The 21473-nt window shown below is 71.5% G+C and carries 19 protein-coding genes; 11 read left to right on the top strand and 8 right to left on the bottom strand.

What is annotated here, in order from left to right:
• Nucleotides 1-58: 58 nt before the first annotated feature.
• Together IE118_RS02845 and IE118_RS02840 are read right to left on the bottom strand one after the other, a co-directional pair.
• The gene (locus IE118_RS02845) at nucleotides 59-1276 is read right to left on the bottom strand and encodes an alpha/beta hydrolase (protein WP_189555612.1); all 1218 of its coding nucleotides are present in this window, start codon (nucleotides 1274-1276) and stop codon (nucleotides 59-61) included.
• 54 nt (nucleotides 1277-1330) lie between these two features.
• Nucleotides 1331-2020: a TetR family transcriptional regulator gene (locus IE118_RS02840; protein ID WP_189555611.1), complete on the bottom strand. Its 690-nt coding sequence runs from the start codon at nucleotides 2018-2020 to the stop codon at nucleotides 1331-1333.
• 110 nt (nucleotides 2021-2130) lie between these two features.
• On the opposite strand from IE118_RS02840, the gene IE118_RS02835 reads away from it, so the two are divergent.
• Nucleotides 2131-3750 carry an MFS transporter gene (locus IE118_RS02835; protein ID WP_189555610.1) on the top strand — a complete coding sequence of 540 codons (1620 nt, stop codon included), beginning with the start codon at nucleotides 2131-2133 and terminating at the stop codon, nucleotides 3748-3750.
• A gap of 239 nt (nucleotides 3751-3989) precedes the next feature.
• Nucleotides 3990-4301: a small hydrophobic protein gene (locus IE118_RS02830; RefSeq protein ID WP_189555609.1), complete on the top strand. Its 312-nt coding sequence runs from the start codon at nucleotides 3990-3992 to the stop codon at nucleotides 4299-4301.
• A gap of 74 nt (nucleotides 4302-4375) precedes the next feature.
• Here the strand turns inward: IE118_RS02830 and aceE are convergent, their stop codons facing one another.
• Nucleotides 4376-7123 (bottom strand): pyruvate dehydrogenase (acetyl-transferring), homodimeric type, encoded by a 2748-nt coding sequence (gene aceE / locus IE118_RS02825; protein WP_189555608.1) that lies wholly within the window; start codon nucleotides 7121-7123, stop codon nucleotides 4376-4378.
• Between the two features lie 401 nt (nucleotides 7124-7524).
• Between aceE and IE118_RS02820 the strand changes: the two genes are divergently transcribed.
• The 6 genes from IE118_RS02820 to IE118_RS02795 all read left to right on the top strand — a co-directional run bounded on the left by IE118_RS02820 (nucleotide 7525) and on the right by IE118_RS02795 (nucleotide 11986).
• Nucleotides 7525-7962 (top strand): DUF3052 domain-containing protein, encoded by a 438-nt coding sequence (locus tag IE118_RS02820; RefSeq protein WP_167530103.1) that lies wholly within the window; start codon nucleotides 7525-7527, stop codon nucleotides 7960-7962.
• 108 nt (nucleotides 7963-8070) lie between these two features.
• Nucleotides 8071-8529, top strand: coding sequence for a peroxiredoxin (locus IE118_RS02815; RefSeq protein WP_189555607.1), 459 nt, complete (start codon nucleotides 8071-8073; stop codon nucleotides 8527-8529).
• 112 nt (nucleotides 8530-8641) lie between these two features.
• Nucleotides 8642-9217, top strand: a complete 576-nt coding sequence (locus IE118_RS02810) for a TerD family protein (RefSeq protein WP_189555606.1) — start codon at nucleotides 8642-8644, stop codon at nucleotides 9215-9217.
• 131 nt (nucleotides 9218-9348) lie between these two features.
• Nucleotides 9349-9924, top strand: a complete 576-nt coding sequence (locus IE118_RS02805; protein WP_189555605.1) for a TerD family protein — start codon at nucleotides 9349-9351, stop codon at nucleotides 9922-9924.
• A 48-nt stretch (nucleotides 9925-9972) separates the two neighbouring features.
• On the top strand, nucleotides 9973-11112 hold the full coding sequence (locus tag IE118_RS02800; RefSeq protein WP_189555604.1) for a DUF475 domain-containing protein: 1140 nt from the start codon (nucleotides 9973-9975) through the stop codon (nucleotides 11110-11112).
• A 136-nt stretch (nucleotides 11113-11248) separates the two neighbouring features.
• Complete coding sequence (locus IE118_RS02795; RefSeq protein ID WP_189555603.1) at nucleotides 11249-11986, top strand: TerD family protein; 738 nt, start codon at nucleotides 11249-11251, stop codon at nucleotides 11984-11986.
• Nucleotides 11987-12028: 42 nt separating this feature from the next.
• On the opposite strand, the gene IE118_RS02790 is transcribed toward IE118_RS02795, so the two are convergent.
• The gene (locus IE118_RS02790) at nucleotides 12029-12964 is read right to left on the bottom strand and encodes a TerD family protein (RefSeq protein WP_189556059.1); all 936 of its coding nucleotides are present in this window, start codon (nucleotides 12962-12964) and stop codon (nucleotides 12029-12031) included.
• 174 nt (nucleotides 12965-13138) lie between these two features.
• Here IE118_RS02790 and IE118_RS02785 point away from each other — a divergent pair, with 174 nt between their 5' ends.
• The 3 genes from IE118_RS02785 to IE118_RS02775 are packed head-to-tail and all read left to right on the top strand — an operon-like array spanning nucleotide 13139 to nucleotide 17747.
• A complete protein-coding gene (locus IE118_RS02785; RefSeq protein ID WP_189555602.1) occupies nucleotides 13139-14305 on the top strand; it encodes an HpcH/HpaI aldolase/citrate lyase family protein in 1167 nt (388 codons plus the stop codon).
• 5 nt (nucleotides 14306-14310) lie between these two features.
• Complete coding sequence (locus IE118_RS02780; RefSeq protein ID WP_189555601.1) at nucleotides 14311-16935, top strand: phosphoribosyltransferase; 2625 nt, start codon at nucleotides 14311-14313, stop codon at nucleotides 16933-16935.
• Nucleotides 16935-17747, top strand: a complete 813-nt coding sequence (locus tag IE118_RS02775; protein WP_189555600.1) for an HAD family hydrolase — start codon at nucleotides 16935-16937, stop codon at nucleotides 17745-17747. The genes IE118_RS02780 and IE118_RS02775 overlap by 1 nt, the downstream gene beginning before the upstream one ends.
• 115 nt (nucleotides 17748-17862) lie before the next feature.
• Here IE118_RS02775 and IE118_RS02770 read toward each other — a convergent pair whose 3' ends face one another.
• From IE118_RS02770 to IE118_RS02755, 4 genes are all read right to left on the bottom strand, one after another.
• Nucleotides 17863-18660 (bottom strand): DedA family protein, encoded by a 798-nt coding sequence (locus IE118_RS02770; RefSeq protein WP_189555599.1) that lies wholly within the window; start codon nucleotides 18658-18660, stop codon nucleotides 17863-17865.
• Nucleotides 18661-18805: 145 nt separating this feature from the next.
• A complete protein-coding gene (locus IE118_RS02765) occupies nucleotides 18806-19027 on the bottom strand; it encodes an FmdB family zinc ribbon protein (protein WP_037937401.1) in 222 nt (73 codons plus the stop codon).
• A gap of 31 nt (nucleotides 19028-19058) precedes the next feature.
• Nucleotides 19059-20489 (bottom strand): coiled-coil domain-containing protein, encoded by a 1431-nt coding sequence (locus IE118_RS02760; RefSeq protein WP_189555598.1) that lies wholly within the window; start codon nucleotides 20487-20489, stop codon nucleotides 19059-19061.
• 74 nt (nucleotides 20490-20563) lie between these two features.
• On the bottom strand, nucleotides 20564-21364 hold the full coding sequence (locus IE118_RS02755; RefSeq protein WP_189555597.1) for a DUF4097 family beta strand repeat-containing protein: 801 nt from the start codon (nucleotides 21362-21364) through the stop codon (nucleotides 20564-20566).
• Nucleotides 21365-21473 lie beyond the last annotated feature (109 nt).

Raw genomic sequence — 21473 nt, 5'->3', positions numbered from 1 at the left:
TCGTATGCGGCACGAGCTTCTCCGTCCCCTCCCCACGCATACCGCAGTATCTCCGCTTCTACGCGCGTCCGATAGGTGTCGTACCGGACAAACCCGCGCGGCAGGCGTCGCCCCCGTGCGCACAGGACACCGCGCGGTATGCGCCAACACCGATCTCGGCGAAGTTCCGCACACTGTCCGTCCCCGGCACGAAGTACCCGGCGTGGCCCTTCGCCTCCCGGGCCGACAGCACCCGCGCCCCGAAACCGGCGGCGACCGGATCGGCCCCGTGCCCCAGGCCGCCGAGCTCCAGGTACGGCACGTCCTGGATCCAGTCGTCGGCGTCCCGCATCGCCCACACCCGGGCGCCGGTGCGCAGCTCGGAGGCCTTCTCCACCCGCATGCCGGGGCTGCCGGCCACCGCGATGTCCGCCACCCGCTCCGGCAGGGAGCGTGCGGCGATCCCGCACACCACGGAGCCGTAGCTGTGGCAGAACAGCGAGACCGGCGCCTTCCCGGGCAGTCCCCGCACCATCGCGTCCAGCCGCTGGGCGCCGTCCTCGGCGCGCATCGCCATGGCCGCGTCCATGCCGAGTCCGCTGGGGGCGGTGTAGTCGGCCCAGGCGATCACGGCGGTGCGGGCCTCGGGGTCGGCGGCGCGCTCCGCCGCGTACAGCGACTTCGCCATGCCGACCGGTGCCGAGTACCGGCGGTCGGTGCGCTGGAAGGTGAGCAGGTCGGTGTCGGCGCCGGGCACGACGACCGAGACCCGCTCGGCCCCGGGCAGGTCGCCGAACACCTCGGCGACCCGGCCGGAGCCCGACGGGTCGAAGGCGAGGACGCGCCGGCCGGGGTGCATCAGTGCCTCGAAGCGGTCCAGCCGGCGCGCGGCGTGCCGCTGGCCGGACGCCGTGAGACGGCTGTCGTGCACGCGGCCGAGCTCGACGTCGCGGGCCTCGCCGAGCGCGATGCGGTTGGCGCGGTAGCGCAGCTCGACCGGCGCGCCGTTCATGTTGCCGACCGCCAGCGGGTAGCGGTGGGCGAGGTACGTCCGCTGGTCTCCGGTGAGGGAGGCGAAGAACCGGGTCAGCCGCGCCGGTCCCGCGTCCGGGTCGGGCAGCCGGTGACCCGCGATGCGGCCCTTCTCCCACGCGGCGAGCGACGCCTGGAGCGGAGCGGGGTGGCGCTGGTGGCGCGACGCCGTCCAGCCGGTGGTCGCCAGCATCACGAAGACGACGGCGAGCGCGAGCAGCGCGCGCCAGACGTTCGATTGCGGGGAGGTGTCGAAGGAAGTCACTGAAAGGACACACTAGGAGAACGGGAGTGTCTCGCGTGAACCAAGTGACGGGTATCACGTTTCGTTGGCCCGGTTCGGGGATGGTCCCGTACGCCAGTTGCCCGCGAGTGCCGGACCCACCTGGTCCAGGCAGGTCGTCATCAGGTCCCGCATGGCCTCGGTGCTGTGGTCCTCCCCGGCGGACCAGCGCCGCTCGGCCACCCGGACCACTCCGCCGAACGCGGCCACCAGGATCCGCGGCCGGGGGTCGGCGTCCACGTCCAGCCCCTCGCGCTCGGCGACGACGCGCGCCAGCTCCTCCTCCAGCTCCGTCGCGCGCCGCAGATGGGCGGCGAGCAGGGCGGGTGTCGACTCGATGACCCGGTAGACGCGCATGTGCAGGTCCAGCGGGACCAGCCGTTCCACGGCCTCGTTGATGCCGTCCCAGCTGTCCAGCACGGCCCGGCGCAGCGCCTCCAGCGGCGTCTCGTGCGGCGGCCGTGCGCGTACCGCCTCCAGGACGCGCGACTCGGCGAGCCGGGTGACGAAGAACGCCACCTCCTCCTTGCCGGCGAAGTAGCGGAAGAAGGTGCGCTGCGAGACGTCGACGGCCGCGACGATGTCGTCGACGGTCGTCCGCTCGTACCCGCGCGTGGCGATCAGCTCCAGCGCCGCCCGGACCAGCGCGTCCCTGGTGCGCTGTTTCCTGCGCTCCCGCAGACCCGGCCGCGCCGGCGCACCCACGGCGGTCCCGGCCGTCTCCATGGCGCCTCCTCGAACTGTTCCTCCAGCTCAGGCTATGCGGAGATTTCGCGTCAGTGACCGTCCGATGAATTGGTTTGTCAACTGTCAGTCGCTGACATTAGCTTCCTCGTATGACTAGTCAGACCACCATCGACAAGGCGGGAGCGGGGGACGGGCCTCCGTCCGCCCCGTCGGGCGCGACCCCGGGCAAGGGGCTGCGCGGGCACCCCTGGTTCACCCTCGTGACCGTCGCCGTGGGGGTCATGATGGTGGCCCTGGACGGCACCATCGTGGCCATCGCGAACCCGGCCATCGCCGCGGACCTCGGAGCCAGCTGGTCCGATCTGCAGTGGATCACCAACGCCTACTTCCTCGCGCTCGCGGTCTCCCTGATCACCGCGGGCAAGCTGGGTGACCGGTTCGGCCACCGGCAGACCTTCCTCATTGGTGTGGCCGGCTTCGCCGCCTCCTCGGCTGCCATCGGGCTGTCCGAGGGCATCACGATGGTCATCACCTTCCGTGTCTTCCAGGGACTCTTCGGCGCGCTGCTGATGCCGGCCGCGCTCGGCCTGCTGCGGGCCACCTTCCCGGCCGAGAAGCTCAACATGGCCATCGGCATCTGGGGCATGGTCATCGGTGCCTCCACCGCGGGCGGCCCCATCCTTGGCGGCGTCCTCGTCGAGCACGTCAGCTGGGAGTCGGTCTTCTTCATCAACGTGCCGGTCGGCGTCCTCGCCGTCGCGCTCGGCGCGTGGATCCTGCTCGACCACCGTGCCGTGAACGCACCGCGCTCCTTCGACGTCCTCGGCATACTCCTGCTGTCCGCCGCGATGTTCTGCCTCGTCTGGGCCCTGATCAAGGCGCCCGAGTGGGGCTGGGGCGGCACCTGGACCTGGACGTTCATCTCCGTCGCCGTCGGTCTCTTCGTGGCCTTCGCGGTCTGGCAGTCGCAGGTGCGCGAGCCGCTGATCCCGCTGGCGCTGTTCCGTTCCGTCCCGCTGTCCGCGGGTGTGGTCCTGATGGTGCTGATGGCCATCGCCTTCATGGGCGGTCTGTTCTTCGTCACCTTCTACCTGCAGAACGTGCACGGGATGAGCCCCGTCGACGCGGGCCTGCACCTGCTGCCGCTCACCGGCTCGATGATCGTCGGTTCGCCGCTCGCCGGTGTGATGATCACCAAGGTCGGTCCGCGCATCCCGCTGGCCGGCGGCATGATCCTGACCGCGGTGTCCATGTACGGCATGTCGACGCTGGAGACGGACACCGGCAGCGGTGTGATGTCGCTCTGGTTCGCCCTGCTCGGCCTGGGCCTGGCCCCCGTCATGGTCGGTGCCACCGAGGTCATCGTGGGCAACGCCCCGCTGGAGCTGTCCGGTGTGGCCGGTGGTCTCCAGCAGGCCGCCATGCAGATCGGCGGCAGCCTCGGTACGGCCGTGCTGGGAGCCGTGATGGCCTCCAAGGTCGACAGCGACCTCCCCGGCAACTGGACGGAGGCCGGTCTTCCGCCGCTCGGCGGGGACCAGGTCGACGCGACCGCGGAGGCCGTCCAGTTCGGCATCGCACCGGTGTCCCCGGACATGCCGCCGGAGGTCGTCCAGAAGATCACCGAGGTCTCCCACGACACCTTCATGTCGGGCATGGCCCTGGCCTCCCTCACCGCCGCCGGTGTCGCCGTGGTGGCCGTCTTCGTCGCGTTCCTCACCAAGCGCGGTGAGAACGCGGAGGCCGGCGCGGGAGTCGGACACGTCTGACGGGCCGTTTCGTGACCCGGTTCGCTCGTCAGGGTGAACCGACGCGGTGATCCCTCCCGCCGGGAGGGCACCGCAGGTCACAGTGGGTCAAGTCCTCCGCAGGGCAGGGGAGGACGACGCCCTGGCGCGCTGCCGGAGGGGGGCAGCGCGCGGACGGCGGCCCGCCCGCCGCGCGGACGGGGTGAATTCACCGCGGATGCGGGGGTACCCGCCATGTCAACGAACCCATAAGGGAGTTGATGATGGCGAGCTTCGGACACGGTACGCGCAGGCACCCCCGCACACGTGGCCGGACGGGGTCACGGTCCGGGCCGGATCGCGCGACGCTCGGGATCATCGGACTCGTCTGCGCGGTCGCCGGATTCTTCGTGCTGGGGATCGTCCTCGGCCCGGCGGCGATCGTCTGCGGATGGCTGGCCATGGGCCGCAGCTGGGCGGGGTCCCGCTCGGTGCCGGCCCTGGTCGCCGTGGTCCTGGGTGCCATCGACACGCTGCTGGCCGTCATCTATCTGGCCGGTGTGACGGGTGGTTCGGGCTACGGCATGTTCTGACCCGGAACCGAACACGGCGAAGGGCTCCCGGCACCGTGCCGGGAGCCCTTCGTCCTGTGCGCCCCGCCGGGGCGCTACGCGTCGCCGCCCGCCACGCCCGGGTCCGCCGCGGCCACGTCCAGCAGCTGGTACCGGTCGATCGCCTGCTTGAGCACCGACCGGTCGAGGTGGCCCTCGCGGGCCAGTTCCGTCAGCACCGCCACCACGATCGACTGGGCGTCGATGTGGAAGAACCGCCGGGCCGCCCCGCGCGTGTCCGCGAAGCCGAAACCGTCCGCGCCCAGTGACTGGTACGTCCCCGGCACCCAGCGCGCGATCTGGTCCGGCACCGACCGCATCCAGTCGGACACCGCCACCACCGGCCCCGCCGCCGACGCCAGCTTGCGCGTCACGTAGGGGGTCCGCTGCTCCTCCTCCGGGTGGAGCAGGTTGTGCCGCTCGCAGTCCACCGCCTCGCGCCGCAGCTCGTTCCAGGAGGTCGCCGACCAGACGTCCGCCCTGACGTCCCACTCCTCGGCGAGGATCTTCTGCGCCTCGACCGCCCACGGCACCGCCACCCCGGACGCCAGGATCTGCACCGGCAGGGAACCCGACGTGCCCTCGCTGAAGCGGTACAGGCCCTTGACGATGCCCTCGGCGTCCACGTTCTCCGGTTCGGCCGGGTGCTGGATCGGCTCGTTGTAGACGGTCAGGTAGTAGAAGACGTCCTCGCCGTGCGGGTGCCGCTCGTCCGAGCCGTACATCCGGCGCAGGCCGTCCTGCACGATGTGCGCGATCTCGTAGCCGAACGCCGGGTCGTACGCGACGCACGCCGGGTTGGTGGACGCCAGCAGCTGCGAGTGGCCGTCCGCGTGCTGGAGCCCCTCACCGGTCAGCGTCGTGCGTCCCGCGGTCGCGCCCAGCACGAATCCGCGCGCCAGCTGGTCGGCCATCTGCCAGAACTGGTCGCCGGTGCGCTGGAAACCGAACATCGAGTAGAAGACGTACACCGGGATGAGCGGCTCGCCGTGCGTGGCGTACGCCGAGCCCGCGGCGATCAGCGAGGCCGTGCAGCCCGCCTCGGAGATGCCGTCGTGCAGCATCTGCCCGTTCGGCGCCTCCTTGTAGGCGAGCAGCAGCTCCCGGTCCACGGACTCGTACTGCTGGCCGAGCGGGTTGTAGATCTTCGCGCTCGGGAAGAAAGAGTCCATGCCGAACGTGCGGTACTCGTCCGGCGCGATCAGCACGAACCGCCTGCCGATCTCCTTGTCCCGCATCAGGTCCTTCAGCAACCGGACGAAGGCCATGGTCGTCGCGATGGACTGCTGACCGGACCCCTTCTTCACGGTTGCGTACGTCGTGTCCCCGGGCAGCGTGAGCGGCCTGGACCGCACCACGCGCGTCGGCACGTACCCGCCGAGCGCCTTGCGGCGGTCGTGCATGTACTGCATCTCCTCCGTGTCCGGCCCCGGGTGGTAGTAGGGCGGCAGACCGGACTCGAGGTCCTTGTCGGCGATCGGCAGGTGCAGCCGGTCCCGGAAGTGCTTGAGGTCGTCGACCGTCAGCTTCTTCATCTGGTGGGTGGCGTTGCGGCCCTCGAAGTTCGGGCCCAGGGTCCAGCCCTTGACCGTCTTCGCGAGGATCACCGTCGGCTGGCCCTTGTGCTCCTGGGCCGCCTTGTACGCGGCGTAGATCTTGCGGTGGTCGTGGCCGCCGCGGCCGAGGTGCAGGATCTGGTCGTCGGTCATGTGCTCGACCATCGCGCGCAGCCGGTGGTCGTCACCGAAGAAGTGGTCGCGGATGTACGCGCCCGATTCGGTGGCGTACGTCTGGTACTGGCCGTCCGGCGTGGTGTTCATCCGGTTGACCAGCACTCCGTCGCGGTCCTGGGCGAGCAGCGGGTCCCAGGTGCGGTCCCAGACCAGCTTGATCACGTTCCAGCCGGCGCCCCGGAAGACCGACTCCAGCTCCTGGATGATCTTGCCGTTGCCGCGCACCGGGCCGTCGAGCCGCTGGAGGTTGCAGTTGACGACGAAGGTGAGGTTGTCCAGCCCCTCGCGCGCGGCGATGGTCAGCTGGCCCAGCGACTCCGGCTCGTCCATCTCGCCGTCGCCGAGGAACGCCCACACGTGCGACTTCGAGGTGTCCGCGATCCCGCGCGCGTGCATGTAGCGGTTCATCCGCGCCTGGTAGATCGCGCCGATCGGGCCGAGCCCCATCGACACGGTCGGGAACTCCCAGAAGTCCGGCATCAGCCGCGGGTGCGGGTACGAGGACAGCGCGTACGGCGCCCTCGACTTCTCCTGCCGGAAGCCGTCCAGGTGCTGCTCGCTCAGCCGGTCCAGCAGGTACGCGCGGGCGTAGATGCCGGGCGAGGCGTGGCCCTGGAAGAAGACCTGGTCGCCGCCGTCCCCCTCGTCCTTGCCGCGGAAGAAGTGGTTGAACCCCACGTCGTACAGCGACGCGGAGGACGCGAAGGTGGCGATGTGGCCGCCGACCCCGATGCCCGGCCGCTGCGCGCGGGAGACCATCACGGCGGCGTTCCAGCGGGTCGCGTTGAGGATCTTGCGCTCGATCTCCTCGTTGCCCGGGAAGAACGGCTCGGCCCGGGTGGGGATCGTGTTGACGTAGTCCGTACTGCGCATCTCGGGGACGGCCACGCGCTTGGCGCGGGCGCGCTCGATCAGCCGCAGCATGAGGTAGCGGGCCCGCTCCCGGCCGCGCTCGTCGACGGCGGCGTCCAGGGAGTCGAGCCACTCCTGTGTTTCCTCGGGATCGAAGTCAGGAACCTGACTCGGAAGGCCGCCAATGATGATCGGGTTGCGATCGGATGCGGAAGCCACGCTGTTCCTTACCTGTCAGAGGGCCGTGAAAGGACCGCCGTGTCGCTGCTGCGGCCCGGTGTGCGCCGCTCCCATGGTCCACCTCGGGGCCGTCGGCGTCATCTCTACCGGGAGGTAATCCGCGGTCTCGGCCAGTACGGTGTGTAGGGGGCTCGTCCAATCGAGTCTTCGCACATAGAGACGGTTCCCAAAGGGCCAAACGGGGCACATGGGTGTGGTGCGCGTCACAGCGGGCCATGATGGTGTGCCTGAGGTTGCGGTGACCCGCCAGGATCGTCACCGTTTCGGCGGTCTGTACGGCCGGGTACTTGCGCGATCCGTCCCGCCCGTGTGGACTACGGCCAATGCTTCGCGCACGCGCGTGGCTGAGTTATTCCCAAGACATGATCAGGAGGCAACCCGTGAGCGCGACCGCGGACCACGCGGAGGAGCGGACGAACCCTGCCGCCAGGCTGGGGTTCCAGCCCGGGCAGGTGGTCCAGGAGATCGGCTACGACGACGACGTCGACCAGGAGCTCCGCGAGGCCATCGAGGGCGTCATCGAGAGCGACCTTGTCGATGAGGACTACGACGACGTGGCCGACGCCGTTGTGTTGTGGTTCCGCGACGACGACGGCGACCTGACGGATGCGCTGGTGGATGCCACCACGTACATCGAAGAGGGCGGCGCGATCCTGCTCCTCACGCCGAAGACCGGCCGTTCGGGCTACGTCGAGCCGAGCGACATCTCGGAGGCCGCCACCACGGCGGGCCTGACGGCGTCGAAGAGCGTCAGCGTCGGCAAGGACTGGAGCGGCAGCCGGCTGGCGACGCCGAAGGCCGCCAAGTCGAAGCGGTGAGACACCCCGGACGGGCCGCCCGCGTCACGCGGCGGCCCGTCCGTCGGCCTGTCGTACGTCCTGCGTAGGGTGGACGGAGCGAACCACCCCGAAGGGATGATCACGACGATGGCGATCCAGGTCGGCGACAAGGCCCCCGCATTCGAGCTCAGGGACAACCACGGGGCGACCGTGCGGCTGTCCGACTTCCGGGGGCGGAAGAACGTGGTGGTGCTCTTCTACCCGTTCGCCTTCACCGGCGTGTGCACCGGCGAGCTGTGCGAGGTCCGCGACAACCTGCCGCGCTTCGCCGACCGCGACACCCAGGTGCTCGCCGTCTCCAACGACTCCATCCACACCCTGCGCGTCTTCGGCGAGCAGGAGGGTCTGGAGTACCCGCTGCTCAGCGACTTCTGGCCGCACGGCGACGTCTCGCGCGCCTACGGCGTCTTCGACGAGGACAAGGGGTGCGCGGTGCGCGGGACCTTCATCATCGACAAGGAGGGCGTCGTGCGCTGGAGCGTCGTCAACGCCCTGCCGGACGCCCGCGACCTGAACGACTGCGTGAAGGCGCTCGACACCCTCTGACGGTTCGTTCCCGGGCCTGCGGACCCGGGGAACCCCTCACTAGGATCGACTCGTTGATCCGACATCCGACGCACGACGGGGCACCCCGCCCCTGGACACCAAGGGAGGACTCGTGGGAGTCAGCCTCAGCAAGGGCGGCAACGTATCGCTGAGCAAGGAGGCGCCGGGCCTGACCGCGGTCATCATCGGACTGGGGTGGGACGTCCGTACGACGACCGGCACCGACTTCGACCTGGACGCCAGCGCCCTGCTGCTGAACAACTCGGGCAAGGTCGGCAGCGACGCCAACTTCGTCTTCTTCAACAACCTCAAGAGCCCGGACGGCTCCGTCGAGCACACCGGTGACAACCTCACCGGTGAGGGCGAGGGCGACGACGAGCAGATCAAGGTCAACCTGGCCGGCGTCCCGGCGGAGATCGAGAAGATCGTCTTCCCGGTGTCGATCTACGACGCCGAGAACCGCCAGCAGTCCTTCGGCCAGGTCCGCAACGCCTTCATCCGCGTCGTCAACCAGGCCGGCGGCGCCGAGATCGCCCGGTACGACCTCTCGGAGGACGCCTCCACGGAGACCGCCATGGTCTTCGGCGAGCTGTACCGGCACGGCGCGGAGTGGAAGTTCCGCGCCATCGGCCAGGGCTACGCCTCGGGCCTGCGCGGCATCGCGCAGGACTTCGGTGTGAACGTCTGACACATCCGCGGGCGGTCACGCCCGGCCGCGGCCGCCCGCGCGGCCGCACCACCCGGCGCCGCACGGTTTACGTGCGGCGCCGGAGGTGCAGGACCACCGTGAGAAACACCAACCGGAGGGGGAGCATCATCATGGGCGTCACGCTTGCCAAGGGAGGGAACGTCTCCCTGTCCAAGGCCGCGCCGAACCTCACCCAGGTGATGATCGGACTGGGCTGGGACGCGCGTTCCACCACGGGAGCCGACTTCGACCTCGACGCCAGCGCGCTGATCTGCAGCGACGGCCGGGTCATGGGGGACGAGTGGTTCATCTTCTACAACCAGCTCACGAGCCCGGACGGCTCGGTGGAGCACACCGGTGACAACCTCACCGGTGAGGGCGACGGCGACGACGAGTCGCTGCTGGTCGACCTCTCCAGGGTGCCGGTCCGGTGCGACAAGATCGTCTTCCCCGTCTCCATCCACATGGCGGACGAGCGCGGTCAGACGTTCGGCCAGGTCAGCAACGCCTTCATCCGCGTGGTGAACCAGGCCGACGGACAGGAACTGGCCCGCTACGACCTGAGTGAGGACGCCTCCACCGAAACCGCGATGATCTTCGGTGAGCTCTACCGCTACCAGGGCGAGTGGAAGTTCCGTGCAGTGGGGCAGGGGTACGCGTCGGGACTTCGGGGCATCGCTCTAGACTTCGGAGTCAACGTTTCGTAAAGCCGGATACGGCAACGGGGGGACCCGTACACACACCTGGGGTAGCCAGTGGTTCTGAAAACCTTCGGCTGGTCGTTCGCGGTCACCGCGCTCGGCCTGGTCGCAGCGTTCCTCTTCGGGGGGTGGACCGCCTTCGGCATCGTGGCGATCCTCTCGATCCTCGAGATTTCGCTGTCCTTCGACAACGCGGTGGTCAACGCCGGGATCCTGAAGAAGATGAATGCCTTCTGGCAGAAGATCTTCCTCACCATCGGCATCCTGATCGCCGTCTTCGGTATGCGACTGGTCTTCCCCGTCGTCATCGTCGCCGTCAGCGCCCAGCTCGGTCCCATCGAGGCCGTCGACCTCGCGCTCAGCGACAAGGACCGTTACCAGGAGCTCGTCACCGACGCCCACCCGGCGATCGCCGCGTTCGGTGGCATGTTCCTGTTGATGATCTTCCTGGACTTCATCTTCGAGGACCGGGACATCAAGTGGCTCGGCTGGCTGGAGCGTCCGCTGGCCAAGCTCGGCAAGATCGACATGCTGTCGGTCTGCATCGCCCTGATCATCCTGCTGATCTCCGCCGTGACCTTCGCGACCCAGGCCCATCAGCACGGCGGCGCCCACGTCGACAAGGCCAGTACGGTCCTCCTCTCCGGTATCGCCGGTCTGATCACCTACATGATCGTGGGCGGTCTCTCCGGCTTCTTCGAGGACAAGCTCGAGGAAGAGGAGGAGCGCGAGCACGAGGAGGAGGAGAAGGCGGCCCGGGAGGGCAAGCCCCGCTCCGCCGTCGCCCTGGCCGGCAAGGCCGCGTTCTTCATGTTCCTCTACCTCGAGGTGCTGGACGCGTCCTTCTCCTTCGACGGCGTGATCGGCGCGTTCGCCATCACCAACGACATCGTCCTGATGGCGCTCGGCCTGGGCATCGGCGCCATGTACGTCCGTTCGCTCACGGTCTACCTGGTCCGCCAGGGCACCCTGGACGACTACGTCTACCTGGAGCACGGCGCGCACTACGCGATCGGCGCCCTCTCGCTGATCCTGCTCGTCACGATCCGGTTCGAGATCCACGAGATCATCACGGGCCTCATCGGGGTCCTGCTGATCGGTGCCTCCTTCTGGTCGTCGGTGCGCCGCAACAAGCGGATCGCGGCGGCCGAGGGAAAGGACGCCGTGAAGACTGAGGTCTCCTCCGGGGTGTGACAGCCTCCCGGGTGAGGAACGCTCTCGACGGGGCGGCCACCGAGGACCAGTCCTCGGGGCCGCCCCGTCGGCCGTCGGCACACGGGCGTGCCGGCGGGCCGCCGGCGGGGGTCGGACAAGGGGATGTGGGGCGGGAATGGGTTTCCTGGACGGACTGTGGCGCGGACGCGAGAGCGCCTTCGACTCGGGCAACGCGGCCACCAACGCCATCGAGCTGACCAAGCGGCACGGCCAGGTGTCGCTGACCAAGCAGGGCGCGGCCACCGGGCACCTGCGGATCAACCTGAGCTGGCGGATGCGCACCTCCGACTTCGGCGGCCCGCAGCGGGAGAGCCTGCTGCGCCACCCCTTCAAGGCGCTCAAGCCGCCCGAGGTCATCGGCCACAGCCAGTCCATGGTCAACGTCGACCTGGACCTGGGCTGTCTCTACGAGCTCCAGGACGGCACCAAGGGCGTCGTGCAGCCCCTCGGCGGCTTCCTCGGGGACGTCAACGGGCCGCCGTACGTCAAGCTCAGCGGCGACGACCGGTTCGGCTCCGCCTCCGGCGAGACCATCTACGTCAACCTGGACCAGCGCGAGCACATCAAGCGCCTGCTGGTCTTCGCCTACATCTACGACCAGACGCCCGCCTTCGACCGCACGCAGGCGGTCGTCACGCTGTACCCGAGCAACGGCCCGCGGATCGAGATCAACCTCGACGAACGCCACCCGCAGGCCCGGTCCTGCGCGGTGGTGATGATCGAGAACGTGAAGAACGAGCTGATCGTCCGCCGCGAGGTGAAGTTCGTCTACGGCTTCCAGGGCGAGCTGGACCGGCTCTACGGCTGGGGGCTCCAGTGGGGCAGGGGCTTCAAGACCAAGGCCGAGCGGTGACCCGGCCCGCCCGGCGGGTGCGGGCGGGCCACCGGCGGGCCGCTAGCGGCCGATGAACTGCGGTCCCTGCGGGGGCAGCCGGAAGTCCGGGTCGGGGGACGCGGGGGCCGGCGGCGGGAAGCCGTACCCGGCCTGCGCGCCGGCGGCTGCCGTGGCGGGCGCGGGCGGGTAGCCGTAGGCGGGCGGGCTCGCCGGCTGGGGGTAGCCGTAGGCGGGCTGGGTGGCAGCGGGCTGTTGCGGCGGATAGCCGTAGGCCGGCTGGGCGGGCACGCCCGCCGGCCGCTCGGGCGGCAGCGGCCGGGACACCTCGGGAGCCGGCGGCACGAGCGGCGCCTGCGGCCGGGTCAGCGCCTCGGGGGCGGTCCGGTCGGGCATCTGCGTGGTCGGAGGCGGCTGCTGGGCGACGGCGTCGGCGTCGGACTCGTCGGCGGGGTCCGGCTCCTCCACCGAGATGCCGAAGTCGGTCGCCAGGCCCTCCAGCCCGTTCGAGTAGCCCTCGCCGAGTGCCCGGAACTTCCAGCCGTCCCCGCGCCGGTACAGCTCGCCGCAGATCAGCGCGGTCTCCTGGCCGGTCTCCGGCTTGACGTCGAAGTACGCCAGCGCGTCGCCGTCGGTGGCCTGGGCGTCGTACAGCAGGATGCGCAGCGCCTGTACGCGGTCGAAGGTGACGCCGTCCGCAGAGGCGACGAGGAGAATCCGGCCGACGCCGGGCTCGACACCGGCGAGATCTGTCTGGATCGTGTCGGTCAGGCCCTCGGTGACGCGTTTCTTGCCGAGCCGCCAGACCTTGCCGGAAGGGTGCCGGGGCTGGTTGTAGAAGACGAAGTCCTCGTCGGAGCGCACACGGTCGTCGAGGCCGAGGAGCAGCGCGGAGGCGTCGACGTCCGGTACCCCCTGCCCGGGCGACCAGCGCAGCACGGCGCGTACGGTGGTGGCCTCGAGAGGGACGTTCGACCCCTTCAGCATCGCGTGCGTCATGTGGGTCATCCTGCCCTCTCCGTCCTGGTCACGACAACGTGGGGGGTTGGGTCCGACACAGTCGGGTTACCTGAAGTTCATGCCCGGTGGGAACCGGCGACATCGAGATCTACGTACTATTACCGGCCACCTTCCGACATTCCACTGATTCCACGGACACCACGGGGGAGTTAAATGCGTCATTTCGGGCACATCGCCCCTGCGGTGCGGAAACGTCTCTTCTACCGGGAGCCCGGTGACTTCACCCCGGACTCCCCGGCCCGGCTGCTCTCCGCCGCGCTCGGCGCCACGCTCTACAGCCCGGCGACCCGGCCGCGGCTCGCCGACGACATCGTCAGGCAGGGCGCCCAGGGCGTGGTCTCCATGGTGCTGTGCCTGGAGGACTCCATCGGCGACGCGGACGTGATCGCCGGCGAGGAGAACCTGGTACGCCAGCTCGCCGACCTGGCCGGACGGCCCGGGGCGGACCTGCCGCTGCTGTTCATCCGCGTCCGCACGCCCGAGCAGATCCCCGACCTCACCCGGCGCCTCAGCCCCGCCGTGGCGCTGCTGTCCGGGTTCGTCCTGCCGAAGTTCACCGCCGAACGCGGCCTGCCGTTCCTGGAGGCGCTGGCGCTCGCCGAGGCCGGGAGCGGCCGTCGGCTGTTCGCCATGCCGGTCCTGGAGTCCCCCGAGCTGCTCTACCGCGAGTCCCGCGTGGAGACCCTGGAGGGCATCTTCCGCGCGGTCGACAAGTACCGCGACCGCGTCCTCGCCCTGCGCCTCGGCGTCACCGACTTCTGCTCCTCCTACGGGCTGCGCCGGGGCCCCGACATGACGGCGTACGACATCCAGGTCGTGGCCTCCGTCATCTCCGACGTGGTGAACATGCTGGGCCGCGCCGACGGCACCGGCTTCACCGTGACCGGGCCGGTCTGGGAGTACTTCCGCGTCCAGGAGCGCATGTTCAAGCCGCTGCTGCGGCAGAGCCCCTTCCACGAGGTCCAGGCCGTCGCCCTGCGCCAGAAGCTCATCCAGCACGCCATGGACGGCCTGCTGCGCGAGATCTCCCTCGACCGGGCCAACGGACTGCTGGGCAAGACCTGCATCCACCCCTCGCACGTCCTGCCCGTCCACGCGCTGTCCGTCGTCAGCCACGAGGAGTACAGCGACGCCCAGGACATCCTGCGGCCGGAACGCGGCGGCGGGGGTGTACTCAGGTCGGCCTACACGAACAAGATGAACGAGGTGAAGCCGCACCGCGCCTGGGCCGAGCGGACACTGCTGCGCGCGGAGGCCTTCGGCGTGGCGAACGAGGACATCGGCTTCGTCGAACTGCTCGCGGCGGGCCTGGCGGACTGACGGGGATGGAGAAGGCTGTGAACGAGGGCACGCACCACCCGGTGCGGGACGGCGCCCCGGCCGGTGCGGACACCTGGTCCGGCGACTGGGTCACGCGGCGGCTCGGGGTCGAGCTGACCGGCGACGACGCGCTGCCCGGGCTGCTGGGGCTGGCCCTGCGCCGCAACCCGAGGCGGGCCCACCTGCTGGTGTCCAACGTCCTCGGCAAGCACGTGCCCCAGTCCCCGTCCGTCGTGCACGGCCACGGGGTCGAGCTCGGCCGCAGGGTGCGGGAGCTGCTGGGGGAGTCGGCGGAGAGCGCGGTGGTGCTCGGCTACGCGGAGACCGCGACCGGCCTCGGGCACAGTGTCGCCGACGGTCTGGGCGTCGCCCCCTACCTGCACTCCACGCGCCGCCCGGTCGCGGGGACGGCCACGGCGGGGGGCTTCGAGGAGTCCCACTCGCACGCGACGTCCCACCTGCTGCTCCCGGAGGACCCCGGGCTGCTCGCGGGCGAGGGCCCGCTGATCCTGGTCGACGACGAGTTCTCCACCGGCAACACGGTCCTGAACACGATCCGTGATCTGCACGCGCGGTATCCGCGGACGCGGTACGTCGTGGTCGCCCTCGTCGACATGCGGTCACCCGCCGACGCCGGACGGCTGGAGGAGTTCGGCCGCGGAATCGGGGCGCGGATCGACCTGGTGACGGTCGCCTCGGGCACGGTGCGGCTGCCCGACGGCGTCCTGGAGAAGGGGCAGGAACTGGTAGCCCGCTATGAGGCCGTCACGGAAGGTGACCTTTCGGGTGCGGGTGCGTCGGGGCAGGTCGCGCGGTTCCCCGCGCCCGTCGGGGGTGCTGGTGGTGCCGGCGGCCCCGAGGGCGAGGGCGCCGCGGGTGGTGGGTGTTCGGGCGCGCGACCGGACGACGACGCGCCGCGGCCGGACGTCCGGCTCACGCGGGTGGAGCTGGGCTGGCCCGCCGGGCTCCCCGACGGGGGACGTCACGGTTTCACCCCCGCGCACCGCGCCCGCCTGGAGGACGCCCTCCCCGGCATGGCCGGCCGCCTCGCCGACGCCCTCCCCGCCCACGCGCGCCGCGTCCTCGTCCTCGGCTTCGAGGAGCTGATGTACGCCCCGCTGCGCCTCGCCGGCGAGCTGGAGCGGACCACCCGCGCCGAGGTGCGCTTCTCCACCACCACCCGCTCACCCGTCCTCGCCGTCGACGACCCCGGCTACGCCATACGCACCCGCCTCGTCTTCCCCGCCCACGACGACCCCGCCGACGGACCCGGCGACCGCTACGCCTACAACGTCGCCGGCGCCGGTTTCGACGCCGTCGTCGCCGTGGTCGACTCGGCCGCCGACACCCCCGCGCTGCACGCGCCCGGCGGACTGCTCGCCCGGCTCGCCGCGCACACTCCGCACGTCCTCCTCGCGGTCGTACCGTCGTACGTGCCCGTCGCCCAGGACGCCCCCGAAAGGCCCGCCACCATGCTGCCCGACCCCCTCAGAGGTCCCGCCTTCTCCTCGTACGCGCCCGAGGAGGTCGGCTGGCTGCTCCAGGACCTCTCGGACGTGACGCTGGAGGCGCCGACCGAGGAGCGCGAGGAGGCCATCCAGAGCGGCGGCGCCCACTACGCCGAGTCGCTGCCCGTGGAGTACCAGCCGAGCGAGCAGTACCAGCGGCTGTTCCACGCGGCCCTCGACGAGTCGGCGGCCCGCCTCGCCCACGCCGTGGGCGTGGTCACCGAGACCGTCCTCGCCGAGCGGTCCCCCCGCCCGGTGCTGGTCTCCCTCGCCCGCGCCGGCACCCCCGTCGGCATCCTGATGCGGCGCTGGGCACGCCACCGTCACCAGCTCGACCTGCCGCACTACGCCGTCTCCATCGTGCGAGGCCGGGGCATCGACGCCAACGCGCTGCGCTGGCTGGCCGCCCACCACGACCCCCGGGACGTGGTGTTCGTCGACGGCTGGACCGGCAAGGGCGCCATCACCCGTGAACTCGCCCAGGCGGTAGTGGAGTTCGAGAAGGCCGAGGGGGTCACCGGCTTCGACCCGGAGATCGCCGTCCTCGCCGACCCCGGCTCCTGCGTCCGCACGTACGGCACGCGCGAGGACTACCTGATCCCCTCCGCCTGCCTCAACTCGACCGTCTCCGGCCTGATCTCCCGCACCGTGCTCCGGGCCGACCTGGTCGGTCCGGACGACTTCCACGGCGCCAAGTTCTACCGCGAACTCGCCGGCGCCGACCTGTCGGTGGCCTTCCTGGACGCCGTCTCCGCACACTTCCCCGAGGTCACGGACGCGGCGTGCGCCCAGGCCAAGGAACTGCTCGCCACCGACCGCACCCCCACCTGGGAGGGCTGGGCCGCGGTCGAGCGGATCAGCGAGGAGTACGGCATCCACGACGTGAACCTCGTCAAGCCCGGCGTCGGCGAGACCACCCGGGTGCTGCTGCGCCGGGTGCCCTGGAAGGTGCTGGCCCGTGCCGGAGCCGGCCGCGACCTCGACCACGTCCGCCTGCTCGCCGGGCAGCGGGGCGTGCCGGTCGAGGAGGTCGACCAACTGCCGTACACCTGCGTGGGGTTGATCCACCCCCGGTACACCCGGGGCGCGACCGGCGCCGACGGCAGGGCGGTGACCCGCTGATGTCCGTCGTCGTCGCCAGCGATCTCGACCGCACCCTCATCTACTCCGCCGCCGCCCTCGCCCTCACCATGCCCGACGCGCGGGCGCCGAGACTGCTGTGCGTGGAGGTCCACGAGAGCAGGCCGCTGTCCTTCATGACGGAGACCGCGGCCCAGCTGCTCACCGACCTGGGCGACGAGGCCGTCTTCGTCCCCACCACGACCCGCACCCGCAAGCAGTACCAGCGCATCAACCTGCCCGGCCCGCAGCCCACCTACGCGATCTGCACCAACGGCGGCCACATCCTCGTCGACGGTGAGCCGGACCGGGACTGGCACGCCCGGGTGCTCGCCCGGCTGGCCGACGAGTGCGCCCCGCTGGCGGAGGTGCAGGAGCACCTGCTGCGGACGGCCGACCCGGTGTGGGTGCGCAAGCACCGCGTCGCCGAGGACCTCTTCGCCTACCTGGTCGTGGAGCGTGAGCTGCTGAGCGAGGACTGGGTGAAGGAACTCGCGGTGTGGGCGGAGAACCGCGGCTGGACGGTGTCCCTCCAGGGCCGCAAGATCTACGCCGTGCCGAAGCCGCTCACCAAGAGCGCCGCCCTGCGCGAGGTGGCCCGCCGTACCGGCGCGGACCTCACCCTCGCCGCCGGTGACTCCCTCCTCGACGCCGACCTGCTCCTCGCCGCCGACCGGGGCTGGCGTCCCGGCCACGGAGAGCTCGCGGACGCCGACTGGACGGCCCCCGCGGTCAGGGCCCTGCCCGAGCGGGGCGTCCTCGCCGGGGAGCGCATCCTGCGCGAGCTGCTGCGGACGGTCCGCGCCCCGCGCTGACCGCGGAAGGACGGCCGGCGCCCCGCGCTGACCGCGGAAGCACGGCCGGCGCGCGTCACCCCGCCCGTGCGGTGGGGCGACGCGCGCCGGCCGGCCCGCGTGTGCGTGCGCGCCGTCAGCGGTCCTGCCTCCGGCCGGTGGGCTCGTACGGGTCCATGACGCGCAGCTGCCGGGTGGGGTGGTCCTCCGCGCGGGCGTCCGGCGCGGGTGCCTCCCCGGAGCTGTCCTGCCCGTCGCGCCGCCGGCGCCCGGCCCTGGGCCGGCGCAGCCGCATCACCACGAAGACCAGCACCGCCAGCGCGGCCGCCCCGAGGGCGACCTTGGAGTACGCCGAGGCGAAGGACGTGACCTGCTCCCAGTTGTCGCCCAGCAGATAGCCGGCGAGCACGAACGCGGTGTTCCAGATCGCGCTGCCGAGCGTGGTCAGGCCGAGGAACACCGGGAGCCGCATGCGCTCCACACCGGCCGGTACGGAGATGAGACTGCGGAAGATCGGGATCATCCGGCCGAAGAACACGGCCTTGGTCCCGTGCCGCAGGAACCACGCCTCCGTCTTCTCGATGTCGGAGACCTTCACCAGCGGCAGCCGGCCCGCGATGGCGACGGTGCGGTCCCTGCCCAGCAGCGCGCCCACCCCGTACAGGGCGAGCGCGCCGATCACGGAGCCGGCGGTGGTCCACAGCAGCACGGCGAGCAGCCCCATGCGGCCGGTGCTCGCGGTGAACCCGGCCATCGGCAGGATCACCTCGCTGGGCAGCGGCGGGAAGAGGTTCTCCAGCGCGATGGCGAGTCCGGCGCCGGGGGCACCCATCGTGTCCATCAGGTCGTGGACCCACTGGGGCCCCGGACCGCCTTGCGCCGCTGCCGCCAGGACCGCGTCCGGTGCCGTCGTGTGAGCTGTGAGTGCCGTCATGCCGTCCAGGCTAGGAATCCGTAGCTGAAGGGAGGCTGAGGAGAACCGCACCTCACGGGCACGGAACGCGACAGCCGTTCACCCCGTGTTTCCACGGAGGACGGGCTCACACCTGCCGGATGCCGCCGGGTGGACCGGAGAGGCGTCAGCCGCAGCAGCCGCCGCCGCAGCAGCCGCCACCGCCGCCTCCCGCGGGGGGAGCGGGGGCCGCCGCGGAGGCGGTGCCGCCCACCGCGACCGTGGAGAGGAGCTTGACCGTGTCGTCGTGGCCGGCGGGGCAGGCCGCGGGCGCGGAGGACTCCGCCATCGGACGGCTCAGTTCGAAGGTGTCGCCGCAGGTCCGGCAGCGGTACTCGTAGCGAGGCATGGGCACAGGTTAACCGGGGCCGGCGGGTGCGTCAGTGGGCGCCGCCGCCACGCTCCTCGCGGATGCGGGCCACCACCTCGCCCACCGCGGCCCTGACCGTCTCTGTCTCCGTCAGGAAGTGCCAGTAGTCGGGGTGACGCCCCTCCAGGTCGGCGACGGCCCGCTCCAGCCGGGCCACCGCGTCGTCCAGGGGACGGGCGTCGCGCGGGTCGGGGGTGTTGCGGCCGGCCATCGCCAGCCGCTGGGCGTCCCGGATGGCGAAGCGGGTGCGTTCGATCTCCTGCTCGGGGTCCTTCTGCACGGCGTTCAGCCGCCGGAGCCGGTCACCGGCGGCCGACACCGCCTCGTCGGTCGTGTTCAGCAGGGCCCGCGCGGTCGACAGCAGCGCCGTCGCGTCCGCCCAGCGCTGCTGCTCGCGGGCGGCCCTGGCCTCGGCGAGTCTGCTCTCCGCCTGCCCGACGTTCTCCGCGGCGATCTCGGGCACGTTCTGCAGGTCCTCCCAGCAGGCGACGGTGAAGCGGCGGCGCAGCTCGCTCAGGATCGGTTCGACCTGCCCGGAGCGGGTGGTGAGGGCCTGGGCGCGGGTGCGCAGGGAGACCAGCCGGCGGTCGATCTCGGCGGCCCGCTCCGGCAGCCGTTCGGCCTCGACGCGTACGGCCTCGGCCTCGCGGGTGACGCGTTCGGCCCGCTCCAGGGTCGCCGGCACGCCGTGCTGCCCGGCTCCCTGGTTCAGCCTGGTCAGCTCCGGGGAGAGCGTCGCGAGCCGGGCGGCGAGGTCGTCGGCGGAGAGTCCGGAGCCGCGCGCGGTGTCGAGGGCGTCGGACGCGGCGAGCAGCGCCTGCCGGGCCCGTTCGACGGAGGGGGCGAGCCGGGCGAGCTGGGTCTCGGCCGTGCCGAGGAGCGGGCCGAGCCCGTCGGCGAACCGGTCCAGTTCCCGCTTGACCCGCTCCAGTTCCTCCTTGGCGGCGGTGAGCCGGGCGCGGGCCTGGGAGGCCGCCGACGCCTCCAGGTCGTCGCGGTCCAGGTCGTGGGCGTCGACGGCGTCGATGTACCGGTGGCTGGCCTCGTCGATGCGCCGGCCGAGCGCCTCGAAGTCGGAGACGACGCGGCGGGCGGCGGGGGAGGAGTCGACGGCGGTGATCGTCTCGACGGAGATCCGCAGATCGCGCTGGGCGGTGTCGAGTTCGTAGAACGCGGCCGCCGCCGCGTCCTTCGCGGCCTGCGCCTCCGCGCGCTGGTTCTCGGCCCGCCCGCCGAACCAGCGCCGGGTCCCGCCGCCTGCGAACGCGGCGGGCAGCGTCAGGGCGGCCACCAGCGGCAGCCCCACCAGGGCGAGGGTGTCCCGCAGCGGCCCGGGAGCGCGGCGGGCGCGCGGTACCGGCGGGCGGGGCGAGGGGGCACGGCGTGTACGGGGCACACGCGGATCCGACGGCGAGTACGGCCGCGCTGGTGTCGCCGTCACATCCCTCTCCCGTACTGTCGTTCGCCCTGCCCGGTGCCATTGTCCCACCGGTGGAGGACGAACACACGGGCCCGTCAGTTCGCCGTGCGCACGGTGAGATTCCCGTCGCCGGTGCGGGCGGTCACCTCGTGGGGGCTCGAGTCGTCGCGCGCCACGGACACGTCCTCGCCGCCGTCACCGGTCCGTGTGTCCACCCGGTAGCCGGCCCGGGGCAGTTCGATGGTCGTCGAGCCGTCCCCGCTGCGGGACTCCACCAGGTCGGGCACGGCGCCGAGTTCGAGGTGGACCGAGCCGTCGCCGCTGTGCACGCGCACCGTGCGGGAGGAGACCGCCGCGCGCACGGACCCGTCGCCGGTGCGTAGCTCCAGGGGGCCGGTGGAGTCGGTGACGCGGACCGAGCCGTCCGTCGTCCGGATGCTCAGCGCGTCGCGGAAGCCCTCGGCACGCACGCTGCCGTCCTTGTCCTCGACCTCGACGGTGACCCCCCGGGGCACCTCGATGCGGTGCCGGGCGTCGCAGTCGGCGACGAGTCCCGAGCACTTCTGGCGCAGCACCAGCCGGTCGCCGTCCATGGACCAGGTGCTCTTCGCGTCGGAGCCGACGACGACCCTCCCCCGGAACCAGCGGGTGACCTCGATCCGGCCCGCGGGGTGGTCGTCCGCGGCGACGATCTCCAGGGCGGAGTCGTCGGAGTCGATGGTGAGCGTGCGGCCCGGCAGGCCGAAGGAGCGGCGTTCGGGGTCGTCGTCCTCGCCGGCCGACGCCCCGCAGGCGCCGAGACCGGCGACGAGCACCGCGGTGGCCCCGACGAGGGCGAGGGACCGCGTCCGTGCGGTACGGGTGGTGCGGGCTGTGGTGCGGGACGTGCGGGTCATGACGGTCTCCCCCTGGGCCGGTCGGCGGCGCCCGACAGCCGTGTTCGGGCGCTCTTCGACCGTACGGACGCGCGGCCCGGCCGGGGATCCGGGCCGCTCCCCGATCCGG

The organism is Streptomyces pilosus (assembly GCF_014649835.1).
Classification (GTDB): Bacteria; Actinomycetota; Actinomycetes; order Streptomycetales; family Streptomycetaceae; genus Streptomyces; species Streptomyces pilosus.
This window is presented reverse-complemented; position numbering and strand designations above follow the sequence as displayed.

What these genes read in the sequence shown, in the direction of transcription:
- IE118_RS02785 (WP_189555602.1), top strand. Translation starts at nt 13,139, where the DNA reads ATGCGTCATTTCGGGCACATCGCCCCTGCGGTGCGGAAACGTCTCTTC.
- IE118_RS02830 (WP_189555609.1), top strand. Translation starts at nt 3,990, where the DNA reads ATGATGGCGAGCTTCGGACACGGTACGCGCAGGCACCCCCGCACACGT.
- IE118_RS02780 (WP_189555601.1), top strand. Translation starts at nt 14,311, where the DNA reads ATGGAGAAGGCTGTGAACGAGGGCACGCACCACCCGGTGCGGGACGGC.
- IE118_RS02795 (WP_189555603.1), top strand. Translation starts at nt 11,249, where the DNA reads ATGGGTTTCCTGGACGGACTGTGGCGCGGACGCGAGAGCGCCTTCGAC.
- IE118_RS02755 (WP_189555597.1), bottom strand. Translation starts at nt 21,364, where the DNA reads ATGACCCGCACGTCCCGCACCACAGCCCGCACCACCCGTACCGCACGG.
- IE118_RS02840 (WP_189555611.1), bottom strand. Translation starts at nt 2,020, where the DNA reads ATGGAGACGGCCGGGACCGCCGTGGGTGCGCCGGCGCGGCCGGGTCTG.
- IE118_RS02805 (WP_189555605.1), top strand. Translation starts at nt 9,349, where the DNA reads ATGGGCGTCACGCTTGCCAAGGGAGGGAACGTCTCCCTGTCCAAGGCC.
- IE118_RS02835 (WP_189555610.1), top strand. Translation starts at nt 2,131, where the DNA reads ATGACTAGTCAGACCACCATCGACAAGGCGGGAGCGGGGGACGGGCCT.
- IE118_RS02775 (WP_189555600.1), top strand. Translation starts at nt 16,935, where the DNA reads ATGTCCGTCGTCGTCGCCAGCGATCTCGACCGCACCCTCATCTACTCC.
- IE118_RS02815 (WP_189555607.1), top strand. Translation starts at nt 8,071, where the DNA reads ATGGCGATCCAGGTCGGCGACAAGGCCCCCGCATTCGAGCTCAGGGAC.
- IE118_RS02770 (WP_189555599.1), bottom strand. Translation starts at nt 18,660, where the DNA reads ATGACGGCACTCACAGCTCACACGACGGCACCGGACGCGGTCCTGGCG.
- IE118_RS02790 (WP_189556059.1), bottom strand. Translation starts at nt 12,964, where the DNA reads ATGACGCACGCGATGCTGAAGGGGTCGAACGTCCCTCTCGAGGCCACC.
- IE118_RS02765 (WP_037937401.1), bottom strand. Translation starts at nt 19,027, where the DNA reads ATGCCTCGCTACGAGTACCGCTGCCGGACCTGCGGCGACACCTTCGAA.